Origin of the sequence: Massilioclostridium coli (assembly GCF_900095865.1) — a bacterium.
In the GTDB taxonomy this organism is placed as follows: domain Bacteria; phylum Bacillota; class Clostridia; order Oscillospirales; family Ruminococcaceae; genus Massilioclostridium; species Massilioclostridium facile.
The window spans coordinates 14,982-35,499 of sequence record NZ_FMIZ01000006.1; the positions used below are offsets into that span (position 1 = coordinate 14,982).

Consider the following 20,518-nt stretch of genomic DNA (forward strand, 5'->3'; position numbering starts at 1 on the left):
CTACGCTTTAACCTGTGCTTCTACATCGCCAGAACGTACCGCTTTATAATTTGGGTCCGCTTCTACTACAGTGATATGATTGGCTGCTGTGGCTTTAATTGGGGATACACCGTCCCATCTAGTCCATGTTTTTACATCCATACCGTAAGTTACATCTGTAGCGGAACCAGCATTTTCTTTGTATTTGAATACATTGTTCATAGATAGCAACTGTTCAGCAACAGCGATATTGGTTGTTCCGGATTCTGGTCCTTCCGTAGATGTTACAGTAAGTGTACCAAGAGTTTGAGTATCAGATTCCCCTACAGATACATGTGCAATAGCGTCTAAATATTCTACCATTAGCTGTACACCCATAATTGCGTACATGTCGGAAATCGCCCGTTCATAGTTACCTTGGATATGGAACCCGATAAACCCGGTTTCTGAATCTGTAGTATAGGACAAGCCTGCTTGTACAAATTCTGAATCTGCTGGATCGACATAATAGGCGATTAAGTTATTCAGTGGTGTCGCAACTACGGTATCTTCCGCAATCTCGGAGGTAATAAACACGATATCAGCACCCAAGAAGTTTTCTACGTAATCCATTCCAAATGCTGTTTGGACAGTAATCGGTGTAGTGCCCAGATATTTATACAGGTCTAAGGTGTTAACGAACACAGCCACACCGGTAGAAGTACGGTGCATTTTATTGAATTTATCTTTTACCATGCCAATAGACATAGCGACTGCCCGCTGCCAACTGGATTCATGTCCTACCAAGGAACCCATTCTCAAGACGTTATAAAAATTATTTAAAACAGCTTCCCGCAGGTCAGCCCTAAATTCTTCATCCGTCATTTCCACAGCAGCCTCATAGCCTTTGTCGGAAATGGCTTCCAGAGTTACTCCTTTGCGGTATTTTTTGATAGCAATCTTCCCAAATGTTTTTTCTGATACAGAATACTGAGATAAGGGGATAATATCTCCTTCCGCAACATCTCCGGATTGTAATACACCTGAAGCGGTTCTAACTTTCAGTTCAGAACCATTTTGTTTGCGGATCATCCTGGTAATCCCCATAATGTCCAGCAAGGATTGGATGTTTTTTGAAAAAGATGTTACAAAGTCAATTTCCCTTGCTTTTACCTGGATTTGTGCCGTGCCAGTCATGTTGTCCGGTGCGGCAAATAATTGTAAATCAAATTTTTTGTTCATTTCATCACTCCTATTGAAATAAATCAATGTGCTGCGCAATCAATTTCTGTCTTTCAGCAGGGTTTTTCACCTGCATAATCTGGTCTTTTGTGATCCCATTATTGGAGGATGTACCTGTTCTAGGAACATTCCCTTTCAGAGCGTCTTTGACTGCTGCCTGTACAGCAGCTTTAAAATTCTTGGTAAACGCTTCAACTGCCGCTTTTGTCTGTTCCGCGTCCTCGGATACCAGGTTCATGATAATTTCGTCCGGCGCGTTGATTTCTTCATCGGCCAGCATTTTTCGGGCTGTTTTCGCCATATCGGAAACCGCGTTCTGACGTTTTAACTCATTGAGTTCTTTTTCCAGCTTCTTTGCCCGGTATTCCGCTTTTTCCTCCCTGGTCATCTGCGCCAGTTTTTCGGCTTCTGAAAGCTGGTCATCCGTTGTGGCTTTCCATTTCTTTTCAGCGTTTGATACAGCTGTTTTAATGGCTTTTTGTACACGGCGGTCAAACTCTGCCTGATTATCAGAATCTTTCAAGAAATCATCAAAAGTAGTAAGATTATTTGATTGCGTTTCTTCTGTGTTTGATGCTTCCGCTTCTGTGCCGCTGCTATTGCCGTCTGCCCCAGCCGCTTCATCTTCCGCGAAAAGCTGCAAATAAAATTTGTTCAGCATAACGCTCCTTTCTGCCCCGTTCCGTCCTAAGTCCGAACCGTTGCTAGTTTAACGTCATTTCGGACTAATTATTTTGACATAGCAGGGGTATTCCTCTGCTATCATTTGAATACCAACAAAAAAGGAATCAATTAAAAGCTTGCTGCTTTCTGATAGATTCCTATACTTTATCACTGATTTCCCTGCGGACAGTGAATATTCAATTTTATCCCGTGTTAATGTTTCAATGGATTTGATTAACGTTTGAACCAATGTGGATACACCGGCACAAACGATATCTTTTCCTTGTTCAGCGTACCCAGCGTGCCCAGTAATGGAAACACTACGTTCTGATTTTTCCACAACAATCATAAACAGCCCGCTTCCTGGAATGCTTGAAAGATTTTTGGGGATTGTATTGCAATCCAATCGGTGATTTCTTCACTTTGCCCCCATGCGTATGCGGTGCCGCTGTTGTTCCAAAGCCCGCTTTCATACAAAAAGGCATGAATAATTTCATGCCTTAAAACCTTTTTCCTGTATTCATCTAAATCTTTCAGTGAGTTCCTGTCATATGAGAATTTAGCGATTTTGATTGCTTTAACCGACTGGTCCATACATCCGTCACAAGATTCAGGCATATCGCATTCATTTACATCAAAATAGATTTGATATTCAATCCCTAATATATTTACTTTCAAAAAGTCACCTCCTAAATCAGCAACGCTTTCAATTTTTCTACAGGCGCAACTCCAGCAGCCTTAAAAATAGCCGTTTTGCCATCTATCACAACAATGGTAGGTAATTTGTCCACTAAATATTGGTCAGCTAAAAACGGCTCATTTTGAGCGTTAATACGCTGTATTTTTTCACTGCCTATTTCCTGTTCCAGTGGTGTAATCACTTCCCGTTCTGCCAGCCGGCAGGGAGGGCACCAAGGCGCGTGGAAGAATAACAGTTTTTTCATAAAACCTCCATATAGGTATCAAAAAAGCACCCTGCTTGCGCAAAGTGCTTTGATTATTTAATTGTTTAGGATACCGCTTTTAAGTACAGCAGCCGGAAGGTTTCCCTTCCTTTTGGGGTAATGAGGGTTTGTGTCCCGCTCCAGTTTGTCTTTTCGTTGTACTGTTCTTTGAGTTGGAACAGCCCTTTTTGAACATGCTGCGCATATGGCGTGAGTTTACCTTTCTTATCACGGTACAGATATTTATGGTTGATTAGGAACTGGATAAACTTGCGTTCCTTAACGTTTAATTCTTTAGCGGTTTCCCGTAAGTTTGTTAGCAAGTTCCTGTCCACGAGTTCGTCAAAATAATCCGCTTTAGGCTGCATAATAGCGTTGTCAACAGTCAAGGCACTGTTTTCCGCTTGCAATACCTTGTTTTTCTCCTGTTCATCCTTTAGGGCTGTGGCAATTTTAATAATGGTATCAGGGTTTAGCAAGGCTGCTTCCAGGGTTTCCGGTGTCATGTATGCGCCGTGTTTGCGGATGGAAGGAAGAACATCGGAAGTAACCCACCGTTTAAATTGTTTTGCCTTTGGAAGTTTGCTGCTAAGGATTAAGCTATAAAGACCAGATTCGTTGATGAGCCAACCGCCACGCTGCCCTAAATCTAATTCAAAACTCGGTAGCATTTTGCTATTGAGTTTATCTTCTACATCGACATGATCTTGAATAGCTTCATTTGGATTGACATAACCAAGGATTTCCGATACATCTTTCCCCACAAAATATGGCTCATTATCAATAGTTACAGTCCTGATTTCTCCGAATTGTTCGTTTTTAAAGATTTGTAATTCGTTCATGCTATAACCTCCTGGCTTGTTTTGTTGCGTGTTTCGTCAATGTTACTGTAAGTGGCTGCAATGCGAAAGCCTTTATAGGTAAGAAAAGCAAGCTTATAACTTCCGCCATCAATGTAATATTCGCTCCAGTAACCAAGATTTTTATAATCCTGAAAACTTTTCGCAAATTCCATAGCAGCTTTACCGAATAATTTTTCTACTGCGTATTGTGGAATTACATCACGATCATTTATCAATATCGCTTCTTTTTCAAATAATTCTTGTACTTGTTTACTGTTTAACATATTAAAAAACCTCCTGCAATTTAAAAATGGTTGCAAGAAGTACGCTTCTGTAGTATAATGGATTTACAGAAGGTAACTTCTTTGTGTATAGCAATAACGTTAGTGCTTGGTCGTGCGGCGTTATTGCTATTTTTTTAATTTGGCATATTGCTGTTCAATTCCTTCTCGTACTACTTCGGAACGAGTAATGTTTTTAGTTTCACATATTACGTCTAGTTTCATCATGGATTCATTATCCATTCGTACACGTAACATATGAGACTTAGGGGAATCGGTCAACTTAGTGCCTTTTTTTATTCCCAAAAATTTTTCCTCCTTTTCTTTGTGGGTACAATCTAATTATAATGTAGCTACAAAGAAAAGTCAAGAGGTTTTCAAAAATTTTTCCATAAGAAAAGCACACCCGAAAGTGTGCTTTTATTTATAGCTTTCCAATTACTTTTTCCAACTGTGGATTTCCCTATTCGGTACAAGCGGCCATCCGTCCAAATTTTTAAGGAGACGGTTGTATATTTCTCGCAAAACGCCAGATGTATATTGCCTTTTCTCAAGCTTGTCATATAAAAAGTCCTCTACCTTTTCCGCAAGCTCTTTGATGTCGATTATATCTTCATTCATCGCATGACCTCCTAAAAACGGTTTCTTTTCCGGTGACATAGAAACACCTCAATCCTCATCGATAGAATGTAATTCATCAATACTTTTGATCCGGCCTGCTTTAATTAAAATTTCCGCTAGTTCTTTTCGGGCTGCCATTTGTTCCTCTTTAGAAATTTCTCTATAGCCTGTAGTAACGCCTTTCATAGGGACATGCCAGCGGCGGTCAGAATATGGTTTCTTTTCCGGCATCAGTTATTACCTCCTTCATAATGATGTTCGTAACACCATCATCATCCACGGAAACGTCAAGTATTTCAAAGCTGCTCTTTCTTGGATAAAGGACTTCCAACTCGTTCTTATTATACGTGGAAATATCCCGTCCTCTACTTGATTGTATCACATATATCTGGACCTGTCCACTTGCGTCATAAGGAATAGCGTCCTTTGTCATTGAAATATATTCATTATATGTTTTCGTTTTGCCCTTTTGATATTGTTTAAGAAATTCTTTCCTGTCCTCATCATAGTCAAACAATAAAGACCTATTTAAATTGCCTTGATATTTTGGCATTTTACGCAATGCGTTATCCAAATGGTGTATGTATTCCTCATCTTCATCGTTCAATGGAGTGTTGTTCCTTAACTTGTCGTTGATAATATAGGCTTTCCCACTTACATACTGCTTTAGCGAATATTCTTCATCGTCTGTTAAAACCTTATCTGCTACATACTGATCCATCCAGGTATCCCAATCATCAACGACAATTTCAAAGGTACATCTGCAATTACTTGTAATAATTCCATTGGCAATATATAATGTAGATAGAGAGGAGGCATCATACACATGCCCAAAGAAAGAATCGTGCTCGACACTAATAAGATCATCAAACTCTACAATTCCGGGAAAAGCATCAACGAACTCGCCAATATCTTTAACGTTTCTCGCCCGACTATCACTCGAAGACTTAAAAATTCTGGCATCGTAGTCCGTGGGCAAACGGAAGCTAATCAACTTATGATGAGTAAAAGAACCATTGAGGAGAACTTGCACAACGTCCGAGCCGCTCACAATGCCGTCCGCGGCAAGCCCCGCCCCCGTGAGCAAAAGCTCAAGACTGCGATAAGCAGACAAGCTAACTTTACTGGGTACAGGAGCCCCTACGAAAGAGATATCGCTAACGAACTTATTAAGAGAAATATTGAGTTTGTCCCTCAGTTCGCTATTGATATTTATAATATCGATTTTGCTATTGGTGACAACATCGCCTTTGAGGTCTTTGGGGGTGGCTGGCACGCTTACGGGCGACACCGCTCCAGATTCAACGAGAGAAGCAAAAAGCTTTTCGATTGTGGGTACACCATCGTTATGTGCTGGGTTGGGTTTAACTATAGATTCTCTCCATCCACAATAGTTGACTACCTTGTCTCCCTTGATAAGATTCTTCGCTCTGACCCATCCACGAGATGTAAGCACTATATGATTCGGGGTGATGGTAAGCCGACGGCCGTTGGAAGTAGTAATCTTGATTACATCACCTGAATACCAACTTTTAGTCATTGCTTCTATATTTGGGGCAATGACTTTTGTATCCGGCAAAACACACCAGGGATGGAATGGCGGAAAATTAACGCCTGCCTGGCGTTCTGATATTTGAAATGTTTCTTTGGCAATAGATTTACAAATAGGGCATACCCTGCCATCTTCAACAGTTGAAATTTTGTACTTTTCAAAATCTTCCATGAAGGGCTGTATTGTGCTTTCTGCCATCACATAAGTACCTTCGGTATAAATTAAACGGTAAGCATCGTTACGGGTGACTTTGCTGAACCTCTCCCGAAGCTGACGCACAATTCTGTCATAGGAATCCCCACGGGCAAATGCCTGTGCTATATCTGTCCTCAAATAGTTGGAAAGTTTATCAACATTTTCCCATATACGCTGTGAAAAACTCTTGCCATTATTCCAGGCCACATTTACAAACAGTTTTGTGATATCTGGGTTGTTTGCGTAAAAATTCTTGCCAAACCCCATCGCTTCCGCTGCTGCGTTCACGCCGCGCTCCGCCTGTTTGTTCAAATACGCTGTGATTTGTTCATTGTTGACAGCGCCTATTTCAAGCTGTTGCATCCTAATGGAATACTGTAGCCCCTCCAGCCGGTTTAATTTGTAAATAGATTCCCTAACTGGCATTAAATCAGAGTATTGGGGGTATTTCTTCTCAAATTCATCCATCTGTTCTATCAACAGCTTTTTATCCGCGTCAGGCAAGTTTTCCATCAGCCGGCGGTATTCAATCACATTGTCTTTACCGTATTTTTGATAGTAAGCAGCTATTTCCTTTTCCAGACGCGCAAATTCAGCATCATAAAAGGACGATAGCCGTTTTTTCAATTTAGCTTCGTCCTTTTCCATCTGCCTATTCAATTGTTGTTGACGGTTCTGCCAGTATGTCATATGCTATAATTCTCCATTTAAGATTGACCTAGCTTCTTCTTTGCTGATACCAATTGCTGTTGATATTAGATTAATAGCCTGTCCTTCTGATAAACTACCCGCTGTAAATTGTGCCATAATGGCAAGCAAGCTTTGGGTCTGCGCCCCATTAAGTGCTTTCCCTTGTACCTCCGTTACCCCCCCCCGATAGTTTCAGGCGGGATTTCATTTTCTGGTGCAGTTCCTGTTTCTATAGTCCGGTTCGTTGGGTAGTCCGTGCTATATCCTTCTGTATCCTGTTCTGATTCAATCCGTTCCAGTTCCTGCTGGACATTATCCACAACGGATAATGTTTTCAGCTGTGTTTCTTTTGAGGTAATACCCGCCAGGTTGCCGGCGATCTGGGATTCCTCCAACACATTGGCGGGGAAGTTCTGTGTAAACTGGTATGACAACTTCACCCAGTCATCTTTCTTCATTCCAGATACTGGATTGCTGAATAACAGCTTATACCGCCTGTTCATTCCGCTTGTGAACTTCCGTTCTTTTGTCTTGGCGAGGTTGCTCATAGCCTGTAGTTTGTATTTTAGAGAGATGCCAGAAGATGTACCAAAATTTTCATCCGAAATATTCGCTACCATGGATATTTGGAAAATAAGGCGCTCCAAACGGTTGAGCAGGTTTTCCTGCGTTGTGTCTCCATTTGGCTTTTGTAGGAACTCTACAATCAAGTTGCCATCATAGTTGCCTTCAAAGTTAATAACCTTATTGCTCCTAAGCTGTGCCAACTCCGATTCAGTTAACTGCGCCCCAAGGATTTTAAGGTAGGCATCTGCAAAATATGCTACATCGTTGGCTTTTTCGGAGATTGCTTCGTTGTATATGTTAATCATAGCAAGCACAGGCTCAAAAATCCCGATTTCTTCCTCATTTTCTCGGTATTCTGTTGCTGGGACGCCATCAAACCCATGCACTTTTTCATATTCGTCCAGCCATTCTATTTTTCCTTTTAAAACGAAATACCGTACCTTTGTTTCATCCGATATGCTGCCATGCAGCACATTATCAGAATCCACATAGGTATGAATGAAATACCTGGGGCGTTCCAATACGGAATCGTCATAAATCATAAACCCATCTATGGGGGATACGTATGTAATGCAAAGGTTTCCTTCTTGGTCCACATAATACATTTCATATCCTTTCCCGTAGATATCGCACAGCTTAGATAATTCAGCATTGTTATCATCCTGGTCGTTATACTGGTCAAGTAGTTCAACATATTTCGCCACCTTATCATCATCACTTGTCACTTTAATTGGGATACCAATAAAAAATCCATTCATGGTATCTACAATATATTTGGCGAAGTTTACAGCGATGCGGCTATCCGGCTTCCAATCTGGCTTCGGTGTTTTGTGGAATATCGGATAATTTGTCATATACGCGTCCATAAGCGGACGGTATCGGAACATAATTTCTGAATTGTGACACTGTAAAAATTCCCCTAGCTTTTGGTCTGTTAATTCTTCACTTGCTGGTAATTTAAACAACTAAATTCCTCCTTTGATGGAACTATATCTTGCCCTTCTGCTAAATCGTTCGACTGCGTACCGCATAGCATCCATTAAATGGTTAAAATCATCTATAGGTTGGTTGATACTGTTTCCAAATTTGTCTTTATCCCAGGTGTAGTTGCTGATCTCTGTCAGGAAATTTACACATCGGGGGTGGATAATGATTTCAAAATCCTGTATGTACTGGATACCGTAAGAAATGCTGTCTTTCCCTTTCACTGCTGGTTGAATCCTTAGCCCGTATCTGCGTAGTTCATCATTTGACTTTGGTTCTGCGGAATCCGCGATGATAGTTTCTTTGGAATATCCCGCTAATTGTATTTCCTCAAATATTTTGCGGTTGCTCATCCCTTTTTGATAGATTTCATCCCAAATGTATAGCTTCTTTTGATGTTCATCTAAAAATCCAATGAAAAAAGCGGTTGGATCATTGGTATAGCCATAATCCAGCCCGCTGATTGTAGTCAGTTCCTTTATTTCATCTAATGTAAACGCTTGTTCTTTCCAATTTTCATAAACAAGCCCATCTACAATACCCCAGTTTCCAAGCCCTGCAACCTGGTATCTTCGAGGGTTATTTTTCTTCATGGTTTCAAAGACTTTTAAATCTGATTTATCCAGCCATTCATTGCACATGTAATTTGTTGTCATAGCAAGGACTTCATCGTCTGGGTTATCAAAAAACCGTTTTTTCAGCCAGTGTTTTTCATTCCATGGGTTAAAGGTAATGGTAATCTGCTTAAACAGCCCTGTTTCTTCTGGGATGGCCCCACGAATGGATTCATCCAGCATGTTGAAATCGGATTCATTGGTAATCTCGTAAGATTCCTCTACCCACGCCCAGCATAGATAACCAGTCTTTACCGTGATGGATGTTACTTTCAGTGGATCATCCAACCCTCTAAAATAGATTTTCTGACCGGTTGGCTTGTAGGTCATTTCTAGAGGGGATTCTTTAATTTCCCAATAGGCTTGTACCTGCAAGCGGTTAATTGCCCATTGCAATTCTGTGAAACAGGAATCTTTTAGGGTCCTGTATACCTTTCGGACTACTAATAGGTTTGCTCCTGGGTATTTCATCATATTGGTGATAAACCATAGGGCTGTTGTCTTACTCTTTTTGGATGCACGGCTGCCTTTACAAACCCTGTAGCGGCCTTTGAACTTCCAAAAATCTCTATAGCCTTTTCCGACTACCTTCGGAAGGCTGATAACGATTTTATTCTTCAAGTTCATCTTCCCCTGTTATGACAATAGGGATGGCTCCATCAATATTGATGTTGTCCTTGAATATCCCAAAACGTTTGCCCAGAAGTTCAGCTGCTTTGTTCGCGTCTGATAGTTTAGCAGGGATTTCTACAATCTGAGGGGTTTCCTTTTTTATTGTCTGTTTCCTTGGTATCCCTCTTTCATCTGGAACATAGTTTGAGATTTCATCCGTTAAAGTGACAACGATATATTCTTTCTTTTCCCTGCGCATTACGGCGGTAAGGTATTCCATGATTTCTGTAATATCCGCAATCTTATCAGACCTAATTTTTTCCAACGTATCTTCTATATATTTCTTGATGTTAGCATTTGTTAGCAATCTACTTGCGTTTGTTCTAGCTGTTTCATCTTTCTTGATATTCGGATATGCCGCTTTGTAAGCCCTTGTGGCATTACAATCAATCAGATATTCTTCACAAAATCGTTTTTGTTTTTCTGTCACGCAAGCTCACCTCTCTTTGTAAAATAAAAAGCAAAGGATAAGTAATCCTCTGCTTTTTGTGGTGTTATGGTATGAGTATTTGTTGGATGCCTTTAAGGCTGGTAGGACAAGTGGGAATCGAACCCGCTGCAGGAATAACATATACCCCGTAAAAATATGTTTTCTGCATCCAATTGTCCCATATTAGCCCGCTATAATCAACGGGCTAAAAAAGGAAAATAAAAATATGAAAATCGGGTACAGCGTTGACTTCATGCGGTTTCCGCTGCATATCCCGCCCAAACGGGCGGTAGAATAAAGGAAAAAGTCAGTGAGGACAATGGTGGGCTTTCCAGGGATTGAACCCGGAGCCTTCCGGTTATGAGCCGGATGCTCTAACCAATTGAGTTAAAAGCCCATATTACCCGCCGCATTGGGGCTGGCGGGTTAAAACTAACTAAGGAGGATTTCGGTGTTTCATCCATGTTCCCTATAATAGCAATTATACTACATATAGGTGATTAAGTCAATAGTAAATACAATATTTTGTGTTTTTATTTAAACTCTTTTAATGCTTTTTTGTGTATGTATTGCCTTGCGTGGTTTTTGCTTACACCTAATTTTCTAGCAATCGCTGCCCATGTCATAAACTTTATGTATTTGCACCTTAACAAGATTCTGCACTCCCTTGTGGGACATTGTTTAATCCGTTCCAACAGTTCTTTTTTTATTGCTTCTTTCTGGTCTATCAGTCGATTGACTTCCTCTTGCGCTGCCTGTACTCTCTCTATCCCTAATTCAATTTTATTGTGTTTACCATTCCCGCTAGGCAAGCCGGAATAATTGATAGCAGTGCTGTTTAATGCAGCAATAGCTTCAATCCGTTCCTCGTCTGCTTTTTTGATTTGTTCCTCCAATGTTCTAAGCTGTAGTAGGCATTGTTTTTTATCTGCTGTCGTCATCGATTTGCTCCTTTTGATTCTTTCGCCTTTCTTTTAGTCCGTGATAAATCGTGCAGATTAGGGCAACGGTACAGCTGCCAAAGATCGTGCCGCACAATACCAGAGTGACAACAGCCCATAATGGGGATATTATGTATTCATTCAGCATTTTCTTCCTCTTTATAAAACACCCAATCATCCGCTAACATATCTGCTTGTGATGCAAGCCATCCCATCTGTATACCAGATGTTCCAACAAAAGCGATAGCATAATTCCCAATCGCCCGATGATTGCAATTTGTGACCACTCCGTCCGGAGAAATATAGCTAATGTTCTTTGCTAGTTCGATATGTTGGTTTTTGCCGTTCCAGCCTAAGCGTTTTACCTTAAATCCTCGTTTTATATACTTGATTGCATCGCCAAAACCAAACGCAGGAACGCCACCTAGAATTGAGCAATTTTCTCCATCCGCCGAGATCCATTCATCAGAAAGCACGTTATGTAGCGTAGACTCTACGTTTTCTGTTTCTCTGATATCTATTCTTTGATGGTCCTTCGTATACACGATAATTGTATTGGTATCATTGTCCCAACACCAATATCCACCCCACGATGGGAGTTTCATTGGAATACCTTTTTTCATCTGTCTTAACGCTTTTGTAAAATTCATAATAACACCTCAATTATTCTCAACTTCTACTGTGATTTCCGTTCTTGGATAATTTTTGTCATAGTGCCCATTCAGCTGTAGCTGAATGCAGCTGAATGAATCATCTTGGATAATACTACTCTTAACCAATCCATCCAAAATCATTTTACCCGCATAATTGTCCGGGTCATGCCGCCGCCTATCGCCAAAATAATACGTCAATGTTACTTTGGCGTAGGGAATTGGCCCTTGTGGTCTTGGCTTGCAAAGTAAAGCAATCAAATCCGCCCAGCGTTTTTTCTCTGTTTGGTATTCCCATCGGGCGTTACGTCCGATATATTTGTTATTGCTAGGCGGGATTTCTGGGATTATGTATTTATATTTCTGGCACATACATACCTCGTTTCGCAAGTTCTTCCAGATCATAGGACGGCGGTGTGCCGCCAAATGTTCCGGTGTCCTCCGGCTTATTATCATAATTGCCGTCCAGGATTTTAGCTATATTGGCATCTTTGATCATCCAGTCAAAGTTAGCAGTCCAATCCCTTGCATTCTTACCACGCAGGAAATCACTGCTTTGAGCTTTCTCAAACGCCTTCTTGAAATCATCCAAGGTAACACCACTGTTAAGCCTAGCGTTAACAGCCCTTTTGCGGGAATCTGATAATTTCGTACAGCGTGGGTAAGATACGCAAATCTGGTTATATAGCTCCATCACCTGATTAGCAAGGGAGGGGGAACAGGGGGAAATATTACCCCCTTGTATAGTATTTGTCTTTGTCTTATTCTTTGTATTTGTCTTTTTCTTTGTCTTAGTATCGTTCGTATCATCAGAAATACAGTCGTATACGTCCGTATTATTTGTATTCCATCGTTTGGAAATATTCTCCTTACCCTGTTGGCATTTTTTATCATATGCTTTCCGGTCCCGGTCAATTTGTGCTGAGAGGAAAGAAAACGCCATTTGTGAAGCAGGGTCTAATTCTGGGGCGATTCCATATTCTGCGTAGTCGAACAACGCTAGCAACAACTTTCCTCGTTGTTCATCTGTAAGCAGTTCTAAATGTTGCCTACAGTCAAAGAACAGCATGATAAAATTGAAACGTTTCTTTTCAGCCATTCTATCACCTCCTAGAATGGCAAATCATCATCAGGCATTCCAATTTCCTCAAAACCGTCCAGACTATCGAAAGGCTTTATATTTGGGCTGGATTGATTATCAGGCTGGCTATTGTCTTTGGTTACATTGCCGTTAGTCGCCTGTCTATTATCGTTGCTTTTGCCGCCGCAGAAACATACACGTCTTGCTATTACCTCAAACGCAATGCGGTTGTTCCCGTTCTTATCTTCGTAAGGTCTTGTTTGGATACATCCTTCCAAAGCGATCATTTGCCCCTTACTAAAGTATTTGCTGACAAACTCTGCCGTCTGTCTCCATGCAACAATGTTGATAAAATCTGCCTGTTGGTTGCCATCTTTGGAATATGGGCGGTCAACTGCGATACAAAAGGACAATACCGAAACGCCGTTGTAGGTTTGTTTCAATTCAGGGTCGGCGGTAAGCCGGCCCATTAAGGATACATTATTCATCTGGTCCACCTACCACTTCCCCAGTTGATTTATCAACGGTGACTACATCGTCAATCACAACTGCTTCCGTTTCAGGTGTATTTTGGGAAACTGTGATTGTACTTCCATCAAAAGCAACAGCCTTTTCAATTGCTGTGGATTCCATTGGCTCAATTGACATTGGGGCATACTTTAATGCTTTAATCAATACAGTCTTCAGCGCCATACTGACATAATGGTCGGACCAGGGACCAAATACATTTCCGCTTTTATCCCTAGATTTCGTGAATTTATCCCGGTGGCGGTTTACTTGATCTTTTGTCATTACCGCAAATCCACGCCCACCTCCATGTAAGGTATAGTAGGCGTAGAAATGGGTAATCTTTTCAGGGTCATCCTCCCCGCAGGGGATATGTACCAGCTTTTCATCGAACCCATAGGAATACTCGAATTTATCCCCTTCGTATACTTCATGGGCCGCTATAGTCTGGACCTGTCCGCTTCTGCGGGCTAGTTCAATCAACCCTTTATAACCCACTTGTAGCTGCGCTTCCATCTGCTTTGTCTTGCCGTTATAAAATGGCACGATATATGCGTGTCCTATCAGATTAGGCTCTAACCCCAATGAAGCGGAAGCGATGATTGCGCCCACGATTGTTTCCACAGAACACTGCTGTAGCTTCTCATTCCGTGTCAGGGCGTTTAATGCCACACGGCACAGCCGTTCTGGTGTAACTCCCCGGGGTACAATATTTTTAATTGCCTTAAATTGTGCGTTCAGCTGCTGCTTCACCACATTTGTCAATGGATTTGCTGGTTTTGATTCTATACTTTGCTTTAGGCTTGTATTCGTTGCCATTTATTTTACCTCCTTCAATAAGAAACGCCTAGTTGTGCTTGCCTTGCACACATTACTATAAACTTCTGGATATTTTTCTTTTAGCTTTTTACTGTCCACAACGTTCCTAGTGGATGATTTATAGCTTACTTTGTATTCTGCCCCCAGAGCGTAACTGCTGTCTTTCATTTTTTGTTTGATTCTTGTCTGTAGTTCTGTGATCTGGCCCTCAATAGCGGATTTGGATTCCATCAGCTGGGACAAGATACGCAGCTGGTTTTCATCCTCATCGTCCAGGTTGATAACCCCACCAGAATCAATAGGGTACATGATTTCCAGCGCTTTTTTGCTTGCTTTATCCGCTGCTGGCGGTATCCCTTTCTGGACAAAGTTCAGCCAGAAATCCTTTTCTTTTTCTATAATAATAGAAATCAGTTCTTCGTCCCTCTGGATTTCTTTCCATGTAAATTGATTCCCGCCGATTAGGACGGCTATGTACATCTTTTCAAACCCCATAACAGCCATATAATGTTGGCATTGTAAAATATATGATGGGGGGATCTCTTCGCCATCCCACTGCCTTTTTCCATAGGCATTTGTTGTCTTGCATTCCAATCCAGCGTTTTCCCCAATAACGATACGGTCCACATCCGCAACCATCCAGGGATATTCTTCACTGCGGAACATAAAGTTAGAGTTCCGCACCTTTTTCCCTGTGCGTTTGGAAAACTCCTTCGCTACGATATCTTCCAGAATGTTCCCCCAATACATATATTCGTTTTCTTCATTCTGGGGAAGTTTGTTGAGCTTATCCAGGTAGATATCAAGGATACCAGCCCAGGGGTTAAACCCCATAATCGCCCCAACATCAGAGCCGCCAACGCCAGTGTGCCGGAGGTCAAGCCACTGTTCTCGAGACAACCCCGCCTTTGATATTTTAGTATTCATCATAAATACCCTCCATCATTTCAGCTTGTTCCTGCTCCATGCAATCAAGGCATACACGTCCCTCATAGGTCTGTCCACAGTTTGGGCAAATTTCCGTTTCCGACCAGTATCCATCTATCATTTGGTTCCATTCCACTTGACATCCTCCTCATAGTGGGTTACAATAACAGTGTTGTATTTTGTTAATTGCTCTTGCATACGGTGCCAGCCGTTGCAGGAGCTTTTTTTATGCTGCATGGTTGTCGACCTCTTCTTTTGATTTTTTATGCAACCGGATTGCTTGTGCTATCCGTGGTATCCAGATAACAGCTGCTATCATTGCCATGCCGATACTACAACGGATCAAGCATTCGCCAAATGATATTGCCAGGTTATCTGATGCCCCTAACGCACCTTGGATCAACAATACGCCAAAGACGATCAAGGCAACTTGTCCGGTTTTTATAATGATCTGTTTCATGCTTCCTCCTGATCCTGCGGCATGAAAAACACACGATACCCATCATTGTAGGATCTGTATATGTCTCTCAACACTCGTTTAGCCATAGATGATGTTCTGTATTCCCCCATAAGTACAGCGTAATCGGGATATTCACATGATATGCTGTAACGGTCGTTTCTTCGATCGTAGGTAATTTCAACGGTTTGCAATGTGTCCATATTTATAAGTTTCTCTTCATTTTGGCTGCATATTAGCATTGTTTTCCACCCTCCAATCTAATTGGGCTTATATTGAGTGCCCGGGCTATTTTTTTGATTGTATCTTTGCTGGTATGCTGGGTTATGTTGTCCATAGCAAGTTGTATTGTTTTGCGTGATACTCCGCTATCTCTTTCCAAGTCTGCAACGGTCATTCCTTTGGACCTCATTGCATCCATCAATTTGTTTCCATCAATTTTCATTTTTTTCTCCTATCGCTGAAATAATTCTGTGATTGGAATATGTAGATAGTTACATATCCTATCCAATTCTTCAACGCTGAATTGTCCTGGATTCTTTCGCCTGGTATACATTGTTTTAACTGATATTCTGGCTGCGTTTGCAAGCCTGTCTATAGCAACCCCCTGTAGCTCAGCGTAATAATTGATTTTGGCAATTATTAGATTATCCCGCTGTTCTACCGGGGATTTTTTCAGTTTTGGCACAGGATCGCCTCCTTTATTAATTATCTATAAAAATTTTATTTTAGAACACATGTTCATAAATACTACATATTGAATTTACAAAATAGATATTACACTATATATTGATATTTAATATTTGTTGTGATATACCGAATTATATCTTATTATAGAAAGGAGGTAGTATGTATTAATAACTTTCTGTACAAGCCGGGAGAGGATAATAAACCGGCAGGAGATTATATAGAAGTTGGTCCTAGAGGTGGTCAAGTCAATGATCCTAGAATCGTTAGTATTGATCCTGGCGATCGTTTACCACCGACTTCTGAACCTAAACACAAATGGAAAAAGATTAATTAGCTTGAATAAGCCTATACTTTTTGTGTAGGCTTATTTTATTTTTAATTTCTTTTTTGAAAAACAAAACACTTGTCCCAAAAAATTAATTTGTATCCAAGAAACGACAAATAATACTCCATCCTGTCTATATTTTGTTATATAGTGATGTATCATCTTTATTCCTTCAAAAACAGGTCAGCGGAAACGTCTAAACACTTAATAATCTTTGCAAATTCTTCAACTCCAAGTTTCCGTTTTCCGTTCAACGATAGCGAAAGTTTATTAGCTGCTATACCTGTTTTTATGGCAACAGAGCGTTGGCTAATATCATGTTTTACTAAATAGAGTTTGATATTTTTCTCTATTTCCATTTCACCACCTCCTGCACTGGTTTGTCTTGCTTTTTTACAAAACATTTCCTATACTATAATTATTGATTGACGTTTAATTATTTTGAAAGGAATGATTTTTAGTGCTTTATAACCCAATACATCTTCAGTTTCCTGAAATTGAAATGCCGGAACCATGTGAATATGAAGATACGTATTTCAAAGATATGGCAGATGATATAAAGAATACTCAAGAAGAAACGAATAAAATCATAAGCCAACTTGTTGAAGATAGTAAAAAGACAGATGCTATTAATAGAAAAATCGCTATTGCCACTTTAGTGATTTCTATTCTTACTTTAATCGCCACTATTGTAGGAATTATTGTATCTATCCTTCAATAACTCTTTTAACATATCGTTCTGTATCTTAGCGTTTGCCACTAAGTAATCTAATTGGCTTCTCATTCTATTAAAGGCTTCATCCAACTTTTCCGGTGAAGTCTTTTTTTGTTCCCGTTCTTTCACCTCGCACCTCCTATAAAATGTTATAGTTCTAATTTTGTTTCATACAGTTGATTTTCGGCGTATTTAAGAATATCCAAAATTGATGCAATATTTTGAAATTTATCGGGACATGCCCTTTTTATCGTTTTAAGAACTTCTAGGGCTATCTCCCTTTTTTCATTTTCTTCTCTTGGAGTAGTTATCATTTTCACTGCTACCTCCTAGGCTGGTTTTGTTGTTATCATTGCCAGACAGTCCTCAAAGCCTTTTATATAGTTTAGTGCTTCTTTTTCTCCTTCATCCTCAATTTTTATAAGGCTTTTTACCAGTTTTTCTGTTCGTTCTAATTTTTGTGGGTCAACGAACAGTTCAATGTTTGTTTTTCGCTTCGCACTTTTTCCCATTGTTTTCACCTCCTTTGTTATATCCTAGATATATAATATCATGTCTAAGAACTGATGTCAAGCCGTTTTTTATGTCTGGGAAATATTTTTCTTGACTTTATTATTTTGATATGATTTAATAAATGTAAAAGGAGGCGTGTTTATTTGGAAACAATTAATCAAAGAATCGCTAAATGTATAGAAGAAAGTGGATTAACTAAAACAGCTTTTGCAGACAAGATTAATGTTTCACAATCTTTTATATCTAATTTATGCTTAGGGAAAAAAATCCCTAGCGATCGTACCATAGCGGATATTTGCCGCGAATTTAATATTAATGAAAACTGGCTTAGAACTGGAGAAGGAGAAATGCGCATCCAATTAACAGAAAATGCCCAGTTTGATTTGGTGTGCCAAGAATTAAAATTCTCTGGCAAGCATGAAATAATTAAACAAATCTTAATGGTCTATTGGGATTTGCCGGACGATAAAAAAGATATCGTTGATAAATTAGTTGAGGATATCGCAGAAAAAATCGTAAAAGGAAAGCAACAAAAAAGCCCGAGTAAAAACTCGGGCAGTAAGTAAACAATTATTTGTATTTATGATAAGCCTTTTCAAATTGAATTACTGTTGTAAGCAATTCTTTGAGAAATTTTTTATCATTACAATTACGATTGATAATTGTCTTAATTTGTTTTATAATTCCTCTACACTTATTTTTTTGCATAACTTTAAATCCTTTCTGCTATCAGTACCAACGGCTTTTATTTGTTAGTAGCAAAAGGATATCCTTGCATACTAAGCATACCATTTTTTAACAGGCTATACAATACACATTACTACCAAAATTCTACATGATTTTATTTTTTATGCCATTTTGTTAATGTCAAACAATTTATATCAGATTAAAACAGAAAAATAAAATTTTATTTCTTTTTTTCGTATTAATTATGGATGGACTTATTTTCCTGTAAATGATACAATTATTACGTCAAATAGCCTATATTTGACATAATTATTTTAAAAGGAGAATAATTTATGAGTGAAAACAGTAGTAAAAAGTGGTATAGCAGTTTATGGTTTACAATCATTTGGCTAATTATTTTCCCACCGGTGGGCATTATCTTACTTTGGGTATTCCAAAAACAACTAACGCCATTAGTAAAAGGGATTCTTACAGCCGCTTCCGCAATTTGGTTAATTATTGCAATCGCTATTGGAGGTTCACAAGGCGACACCAATCAAACAGACGTTTCTAGCTCTAGTTCTATTTCCTCTAGCAGCCAAGTAAGTTCAGAGGTTTCATCTGAACCAGCATCTTCTACCCCATCTTCTGAACCCGCTTCCAGTACTAGCGAACCAGAAACAACATCCTACAAAGCCGGAACATATAAAATCGGCGTTGATATGCCGGCAGGTGAATATGTAATTACCGCAACTAGCGATTTTTCAACGTCCTATATGGAAATTGCTTCTGATTCCAATGGCACATTAGATTCTATTGTGGCGAATGATAACTATAAAAATAGAATCTATGTAACTGTTTCTGATGGACAGTATTTTAAATTCCAAGGGACAGCAACACCAGCGGCAGAAACACCCGCTTATACAGGAGCCTACGAAGAAGGCATGTATTTGGTTGGAAAAGATATTCCAGCAGGTGAATATAAAATATCCCCTATTAAAGAGGGAGATACCGCATACTTCGAGGTTGATTCTGATTCGCTTCATGTTTTAGATTCTATTATTACCAATGAAAACGTTGAAGGCAGCGTTTATCAAACTCTTACCGATGGCCAATATATTAAATTAAGTGGTACTAAAATAGAACAATAAGGAGATAACAAAAATGACATGCCCAAAATGTAATAGTGAAAATGTTCAGGTTCAAGCTGTATCAGAAATGAAAAGTCGTGGTTGCTTTACTGTATTGTTGTATATTATTTTGCTTTGTATTCCTATTATTGGATGGATTGCGTTGTTTATGTTACTAAAAGGTCGTAAATCCAAAACAGTTCAATATGCTGTATGCCAAAACTGTGGGCATAAATGGAAGGTGTAATAAGTATTCAACCCGCTTGATAAATTGTAATCAGGCGGGTTTTATGATAACTATACATTAAAAGTAGAGGACGGAACGGGCAGCCGTCGCCCATTGTTAGGAGATGTGGGAGTGTCGCCCCGCCTGCTGTACCATTTTGCCAACGCCGACAAAATGGTATAGATTAAAGCAAATAAATAGAAAGAGGATAAATATGAATATCATAAAATATAATGATGTATTATCAGTAGAAGAAGCGATAAAGCAAGATGAGCCATTGATGGCGGTAATTTCATTTGACGGGGAAGAAGCAGTGGTTTCCCACATTGACGAAGCAATGGAACACCATATTCTGCTAGAAAAAGCTGGATTGGATAGCCGAAATATTGATAAGTATTTCCGTATTATCTTTGATAAAGAGGGATGTGACTGGACTTTTATTTGTCCATCTGATTACCGCAATATCAAGGACAGACAAAAAAGGATTATGGCTTTCTATAAGGATGGATTTACCGCAATCGCTGATTTCCTTTCCCAGATGGGCTATTTTGTAGATATCAAGATACCGCAACGGTATAGACGACATTTTCAGGCTATGGGAGAGTAATAAAAAACC

Annotated in this window: 36 protein-coding genes, 1 tRNA gene and 1 pseudogene; 7 read left to right on the forward strand and 31 right to left on the reverse strand. The window is 39.7% G+C overall.

The features are described from left to right. From BQ2683_RS02375 to BQ2683_RS13875, 11 genes are all read right to left on the reverse strand, one after another. The gene (locus BQ2683_RS02375) at window positions 1-1,200 is read right to left on the reverse strand and encodes a hypothetical protein (RefSeq protein WP_069987167.1); all 1,200 of its coding nucleotides are present in this window, start codon (window positions 1,198-1,200) and stop codon (window positions 1-3) included. Window positions 1,201-1,210: 10 nt separating this feature from the next. Continuing rightward, on the reverse strand, window positions 1,211-1,861 hold the full coding sequence (locus tag BQ2683_RS02380) for a DUF4355 domain-containing protein (protein ID WP_083256338.1): 651 nt from the start codon (window positions 1,859-1,861) through the stop codon (window positions 1,211-1,213). Window positions 1,862-1,915: 54 nt separating this feature from the next. After that, window positions 1,916-2,212: a ribosomal-processing cysteine protease Prp gene (locus BQ2683_RS02385; protein ID WP_069987168.1), complete on the reverse strand. Its 297-nt coding sequence runs from the start codon at window positions 2,210-2,212 to the stop codon at window positions 1,916-1,918. After that, the gene (locus BQ2683_RS02390; protein ID WP_069987169.1) at window positions 2,209-2,541 is read right to left on the reverse strand and encodes a hypothetical protein; all 333 of its coding nucleotides are present in this window, start codon (window positions 2,539-2,541) and stop codon (window positions 2,209-2,211) included. Before BQ2683_RS02390 ends, BQ2683_RS02385 begins: the two co-directional genes overlap by 4 nt. 11 nt (window positions 2,542-2,552) lie before the next feature. After that, a complete protein-coding gene (locus BQ2683_RS02395; RefSeq protein WP_069987170.1) occupies window positions 2,553-2,807 on the reverse strand; it encodes a thioredoxin family protein in 255 nt (84 codons plus the stop codon). 65 nt (window positions 2,808-2,872) lie between these two features. After that, window positions 2,873-3,649: a BRO family protein gene (locus tag BQ2683_RS02400; RefSeq protein WP_069987171.1), complete on the reverse strand. Its 777-nt coding sequence runs from the start codon at window positions 3,647-3,649 to the stop codon at window positions 2,873-2,875. Beyond that, on the reverse strand, window positions 3,646-3,933 hold the full coding sequence (locus BQ2683_RS02405; protein ID WP_069987172.1) for a hypothetical protein: 288 nt from the start codon (window positions 3,931-3,933) through the stop codon (window positions 3,646-3,648). Before BQ2683_RS02405 ends, BQ2683_RS02400 begins: the two co-directional genes overlap by 4 nt. A gap of 126 nt (window positions 3,934-4,059) precedes the next feature. Beyond that, the gene (locus BQ2683_RS13155; RefSeq protein ID WP_141720169.1) at window positions 4,060-4,236 is read right to left on the reverse strand and encodes a CopG family transcriptional regulator; all 177 of its coding nucleotides are present in this window, start codon (window positions 4,234-4,236) and stop codon (window positions 4,060-4,062) included. A gap of 132 nt (window positions 4,237-4,368) precedes the next feature. Then, window positions 4,369-4,551: a hypothetical protein gene (locus tag BQ2683_RS02410; protein WP_069987173.1), complete on the reverse strand. Its 183-nt coding sequence runs from the start codon at window positions 4,549-4,551 to the stop codon at window positions 4,369-4,371. Window positions 4,552-4,599: 48 nt separating this feature from the next. Further along, window positions 4,600-4,782, reverse strand: a complete 183-nt coding sequence (locus BQ2683_RS02415; protein WP_069987174.1) for a hypothetical protein — start codon at window positions 4,780-4,782, stop codon at window positions 4,600-4,602. Further along, complete coding sequence (locus BQ2683_RS13875) at window positions 4,757-5,272, reverse strand: ADP-ribosyltransferase (protein ID WP_420806767.1); 516 nt, start codon at window positions 5,270-5,272, stop codon at window positions 4,757-4,759. Before BQ2683_RS13875 ends, BQ2683_RS02415 begins: the two co-directional genes overlap by 26 nt. 105 nt (window positions 5,273-5,377) lie before the next feature. Between BQ2683_RS13875 and BQ2683_RS13880 the strand changes: the two genes are divergently transcribed. Continuing rightward, the gene (locus tag BQ2683_RS13880; protein ID WP_420806768.1) at window positions 5,378-6,073 is read left to right on the forward strand and encodes a helix-turn-helix domain-containing protein; all 696 of its coding nucleotides are present in this window, start codon (window positions 5,378-5,380) and stop codon (window positions 6,071-6,073) included. 72 nt (window positions 6,074-6,145) lie between these two features. On the opposite strand, the pseudogene BQ2683_RS13885 reads toward BQ2683_RS13880, so the two are convergent. The 17 genes and pseudogenes from BQ2683_RS13885 to BQ2683_RS02495 all read right to left on the reverse strand — a co-directional run. Next, window positions 6,146-6,988, reverse strand: a pseudogene (locus BQ2683_RS13885) (minor capsid protein); the annotation flags it as partial. Between the two features lie 173 nt (window positions 6,989-7,161). Beyond that, entirely contained in the window at window positions 7,162-8,520 is a 1,359-nt protein-coding gene (locus BQ2683_RS02425) for a phage portal protein (RefSeq protein ID WP_069987176.1), read from the reverse strand. Beyond that, complete coding sequence (locus BQ2683_RS02430; RefSeq protein WP_069987177.1) at window positions 8,521-9,780, reverse strand: PBSX family phage terminase large subunit; 1,260 nt, start codon at window positions 9,778-9,780, stop codon at window positions 8,521-8,523. Beyond that, entirely contained in the window at window positions 9,764-10,255 is a 492-nt protein-coding gene (locus BQ2683_RS02435; protein WP_069987178.1) for a terminase small subunit, read from the reverse strand. Before BQ2683_RS02435 ends, BQ2683_RS02430 begins: the two co-directional genes overlap by 17 nt. 320 nt (window positions 10,256-10,575) lie before the next feature. Continuing rightward, window positions 10,576-10,652, reverse strand: a tRNA-Ile gene (locus tag BQ2683_RS02440). A gap of 136 nt (window positions 10,653-10,788) precedes the next feature. After that, on the reverse strand, window positions 10,789-11,196 hold the full coding sequence (locus BQ2683_RS02445) for an RNA polymerase sigma factor (protein ID WP_069987179.1): 408 nt from the start codon (window positions 11,194-11,196) through the stop codon (window positions 10,789-10,791). Continuing rightward, a complete protein-coding gene (locus tag BQ2683_RS13325) occupies window positions 11,180-11,344 on the reverse strand; it encodes a hypothetical protein (protein WP_159427341.1) in 165 nt (54 codons plus the stop codon). The genes BQ2683_RS02445 and BQ2683_RS13325 overlap by 17 nt, the downstream gene beginning before the upstream one ends. Beyond that, complete coding sequence (locus BQ2683_RS02450) at window positions 11,334-11,846, reverse strand: DUF2829 domain-containing protein (RefSeq protein ID WP_069987180.1); 513 nt, start codon at window positions 11,844-11,846, stop codon at window positions 11,334-11,336. Before BQ2683_RS02450 ends, BQ2683_RS13325 begins: the two co-directional genes overlap by 11 nt. Window positions 11,847-11,855: 9 nt before the next feature. Beyond that, window positions 11,856-12,218 (reverse strand): RusA family crossover junction endodeoxyribonuclease, encoded by a 363-nt coding sequence (locus BQ2683_RS02455; RefSeq protein ID WP_069987181.1) that lies wholly within the window; start codon window positions 12,216-12,218, stop codon window positions 11,856-11,858. Next, complete coding sequence (locus tag BQ2683_RS02460) at window positions 12,202-12,945, reverse strand: DUF6291 domain-containing protein (RefSeq protein ID WP_069987182.1); 744 nt, start codon at window positions 12,943-12,945, stop codon at window positions 12,202-12,204. The genes BQ2683_RS02455 and BQ2683_RS02460 overlap by 17 nt, the downstream gene beginning before the upstream one ends. 11 nt (window positions 12,946-12,956) lie before the next feature. Further along, window positions 12,957-13,415, reverse strand: coding sequence for a single-stranded DNA-binding protein (locus BQ2683_RS02465; protein WP_069987183.1), 459 nt, complete (start codon window positions 13,413-13,415; stop codon window positions 12,957-12,959). After that, window positions 13,408-14,253 (reverse strand): recombinase RecT, encoded by an 846-nt coding sequence (locus tag BQ2683_RS02470; RefSeq protein WP_069987184.1) that lies wholly within the window; start codon window positions 14,251-14,253, stop codon window positions 13,408-13,410. The genes BQ2683_RS02465 and BQ2683_RS02470 overlap by 8 nt, the downstream gene beginning before the upstream one ends. Then, entirely contained in the window at window positions 14,254-15,183 is a 930-nt protein-coding gene (locus tag BQ2683_RS02475; protein WP_083256340.1) for a YqaJ viral recombinase family nuclease, read from the reverse strand. It lies immediately after the preceding gene. After that, window positions 15,170-15,316, reverse strand: coding sequence for a hypothetical protein (locus BQ2683_RS13330; RefSeq protein WP_159427342.1), 147 nt, complete (start codon window positions 15,314-15,316; stop codon window positions 15,170-15,172). The genes BQ2683_RS02475 and BQ2683_RS13330 overlap by 14 nt, the downstream gene beginning before the upstream one ends. A 90-nt stretch (window positions 15,317-15,406) precedes the next feature. Further along, window positions 15,407-15,640: a hypothetical protein gene (locus BQ2683_RS02480; RefSeq protein WP_069987185.1), complete on the reverse strand. Its 234-nt coding sequence runs from the start codon at window positions 15,638-15,640 to the stop codon at window positions 15,407-15,409. A 232-nt stretch (window positions 15,641-15,872) separates the two neighbouring features. Next, the gene (locus BQ2683_RS02490; protein ID WP_069987187.1) at window positions 15,873-16,082 is read right to left on the reverse strand and encodes a helix-turn-helix domain-containing protein; all 210 of its coding nucleotides are present in this window, start codon (window positions 16,080-16,082) and stop codon (window positions 15,873-15,875) included. Window positions 16,083-16,091: 9 nt separating this feature from the next. Then, window positions 16,092-16,325, reverse strand: coding sequence for a helix-turn-helix domain-containing protein (locus BQ2683_RS02495; protein WP_069987188.1), 234 nt, complete (start codon window positions 16,323-16,325; stop codon window positions 16,092-16,094). Window positions 16,326-16,445: 120 nt separating this feature from the next. Here BQ2683_RS02495 and BQ2683_RS12800 point away from each other — a divergent pair, with 120 nt between their 5' ends. Next, window positions 16,446-16,661 carry a YjzC family protein gene (locus BQ2683_RS12800; RefSeq protein ID WP_243132043.1) on the forward strand — a complete coding sequence of 72 codons (216 nt, stop codon included), beginning with the start codon at window positions 16,446-16,448 and terminating at the stop codon, window positions 16,659-16,661. A 155-nt stretch (window positions 16,662-16,816) separates the two neighbouring features. Here BQ2683_RS12800 and BQ2683_RS02500 read toward each other — a convergent pair whose 3' ends face one another. Next, a complete protein-coding gene (locus BQ2683_RS02500) occupies window positions 16,817-17,011 on the reverse strand; it encodes a helix-turn-helix domain-containing protein (RefSeq protein WP_069987189.1) in 195 nt (64 codons plus the stop codon). Between the two features lie 101 nt (window positions 17,012-17,112). Between BQ2683_RS02500 and BQ2683_RS02505 the strand changes: the two genes are divergently transcribed. Then, complete coding sequence (locus tag BQ2683_RS02505; RefSeq protein ID WP_069987190.1) at window positions 17,113-17,373, forward strand: hypothetical protein; 261 nt, start codon at window positions 17,113-17,115, stop codon at window positions 17,371-17,373. A gap of 143 nt (window positions 17,374-17,516) precedes the next feature. Here BQ2683_RS02505 and BQ2683_RS13335 read toward each other — a convergent pair whose 3' ends face one another. Continuing rightward, window positions 17,517-17,687 carry a hypothetical protein gene (locus BQ2683_RS13335; RefSeq protein WP_159427343.1) on the reverse strand — a complete coding sequence of 57 codons (171 nt, stop codon included), beginning with the start codon at window positions 17,685-17,687 and terminating at the stop codon, window positions 17,517-17,519. A gap of 9 nt (window positions 17,688-17,696) precedes the next feature. Next, on the reverse strand, window positions 17,697-17,879 hold the full coding sequence (locus BQ2683_RS02510; RefSeq protein ID WP_069987191.1) for a hypothetical protein: 183 nt from the start codon (window positions 17,877-17,879) through the stop codon (window positions 17,697-17,699). Window positions 17,880-18,023: 144 nt separating this feature from the next. On the opposite strand from BQ2683_RS02510, the gene BQ2683_RS02515 reads away from it, so the two are divergent. From BQ2683_RS02515 to BQ2683_RS02530, 4 genes are all read left to right on the forward strand, one after another. Continuing rightward, on the forward strand, window positions 18,024-18,446 hold the full coding sequence (locus tag BQ2683_RS02515) for a helix-turn-helix domain-containing protein (RefSeq protein ID WP_069987192.1): 423 nt from the start codon (window positions 18,024-18,026) through the stop codon (window positions 18,444-18,446). 453 nt (window positions 18,447-18,899) lie between these two features. Then, window positions 18,900-19,697 carry a hypothetical protein gene (locus BQ2683_RS02520; RefSeq protein WP_069987193.1) on the forward strand — a complete coding sequence of 266 codons (798 nt, stop codon included), beginning with the start codon at window positions 18,900-18,902 and terminating at the stop codon, window positions 19,695-19,697. Between the two features lie 13 nt (window positions 19,698-19,710). After that, window positions 19,711-19,923 carry a hypothetical protein gene (locus BQ2683_RS02525; RefSeq protein ID WP_069987194.1) on the forward strand — a complete coding sequence of 71 codons (213 nt, stop codon included), beginning with the start codon at window positions 19,711-19,713 and terminating at the stop codon, window positions 19,921-19,923. A 193-nt stretch (window positions 19,924-20,116) separates the two neighbouring features. Beyond that, window positions 20,117-20,509, forward strand: coding sequence for a hypothetical protein (locus BQ2683_RS02530; RefSeq protein WP_069987195.1), 393 nt, complete (start codon window positions 20,117-20,119; stop codon window positions 20,507-20,509). Window positions 20,510-20,518: the final 9 nt, after the last annotated feature.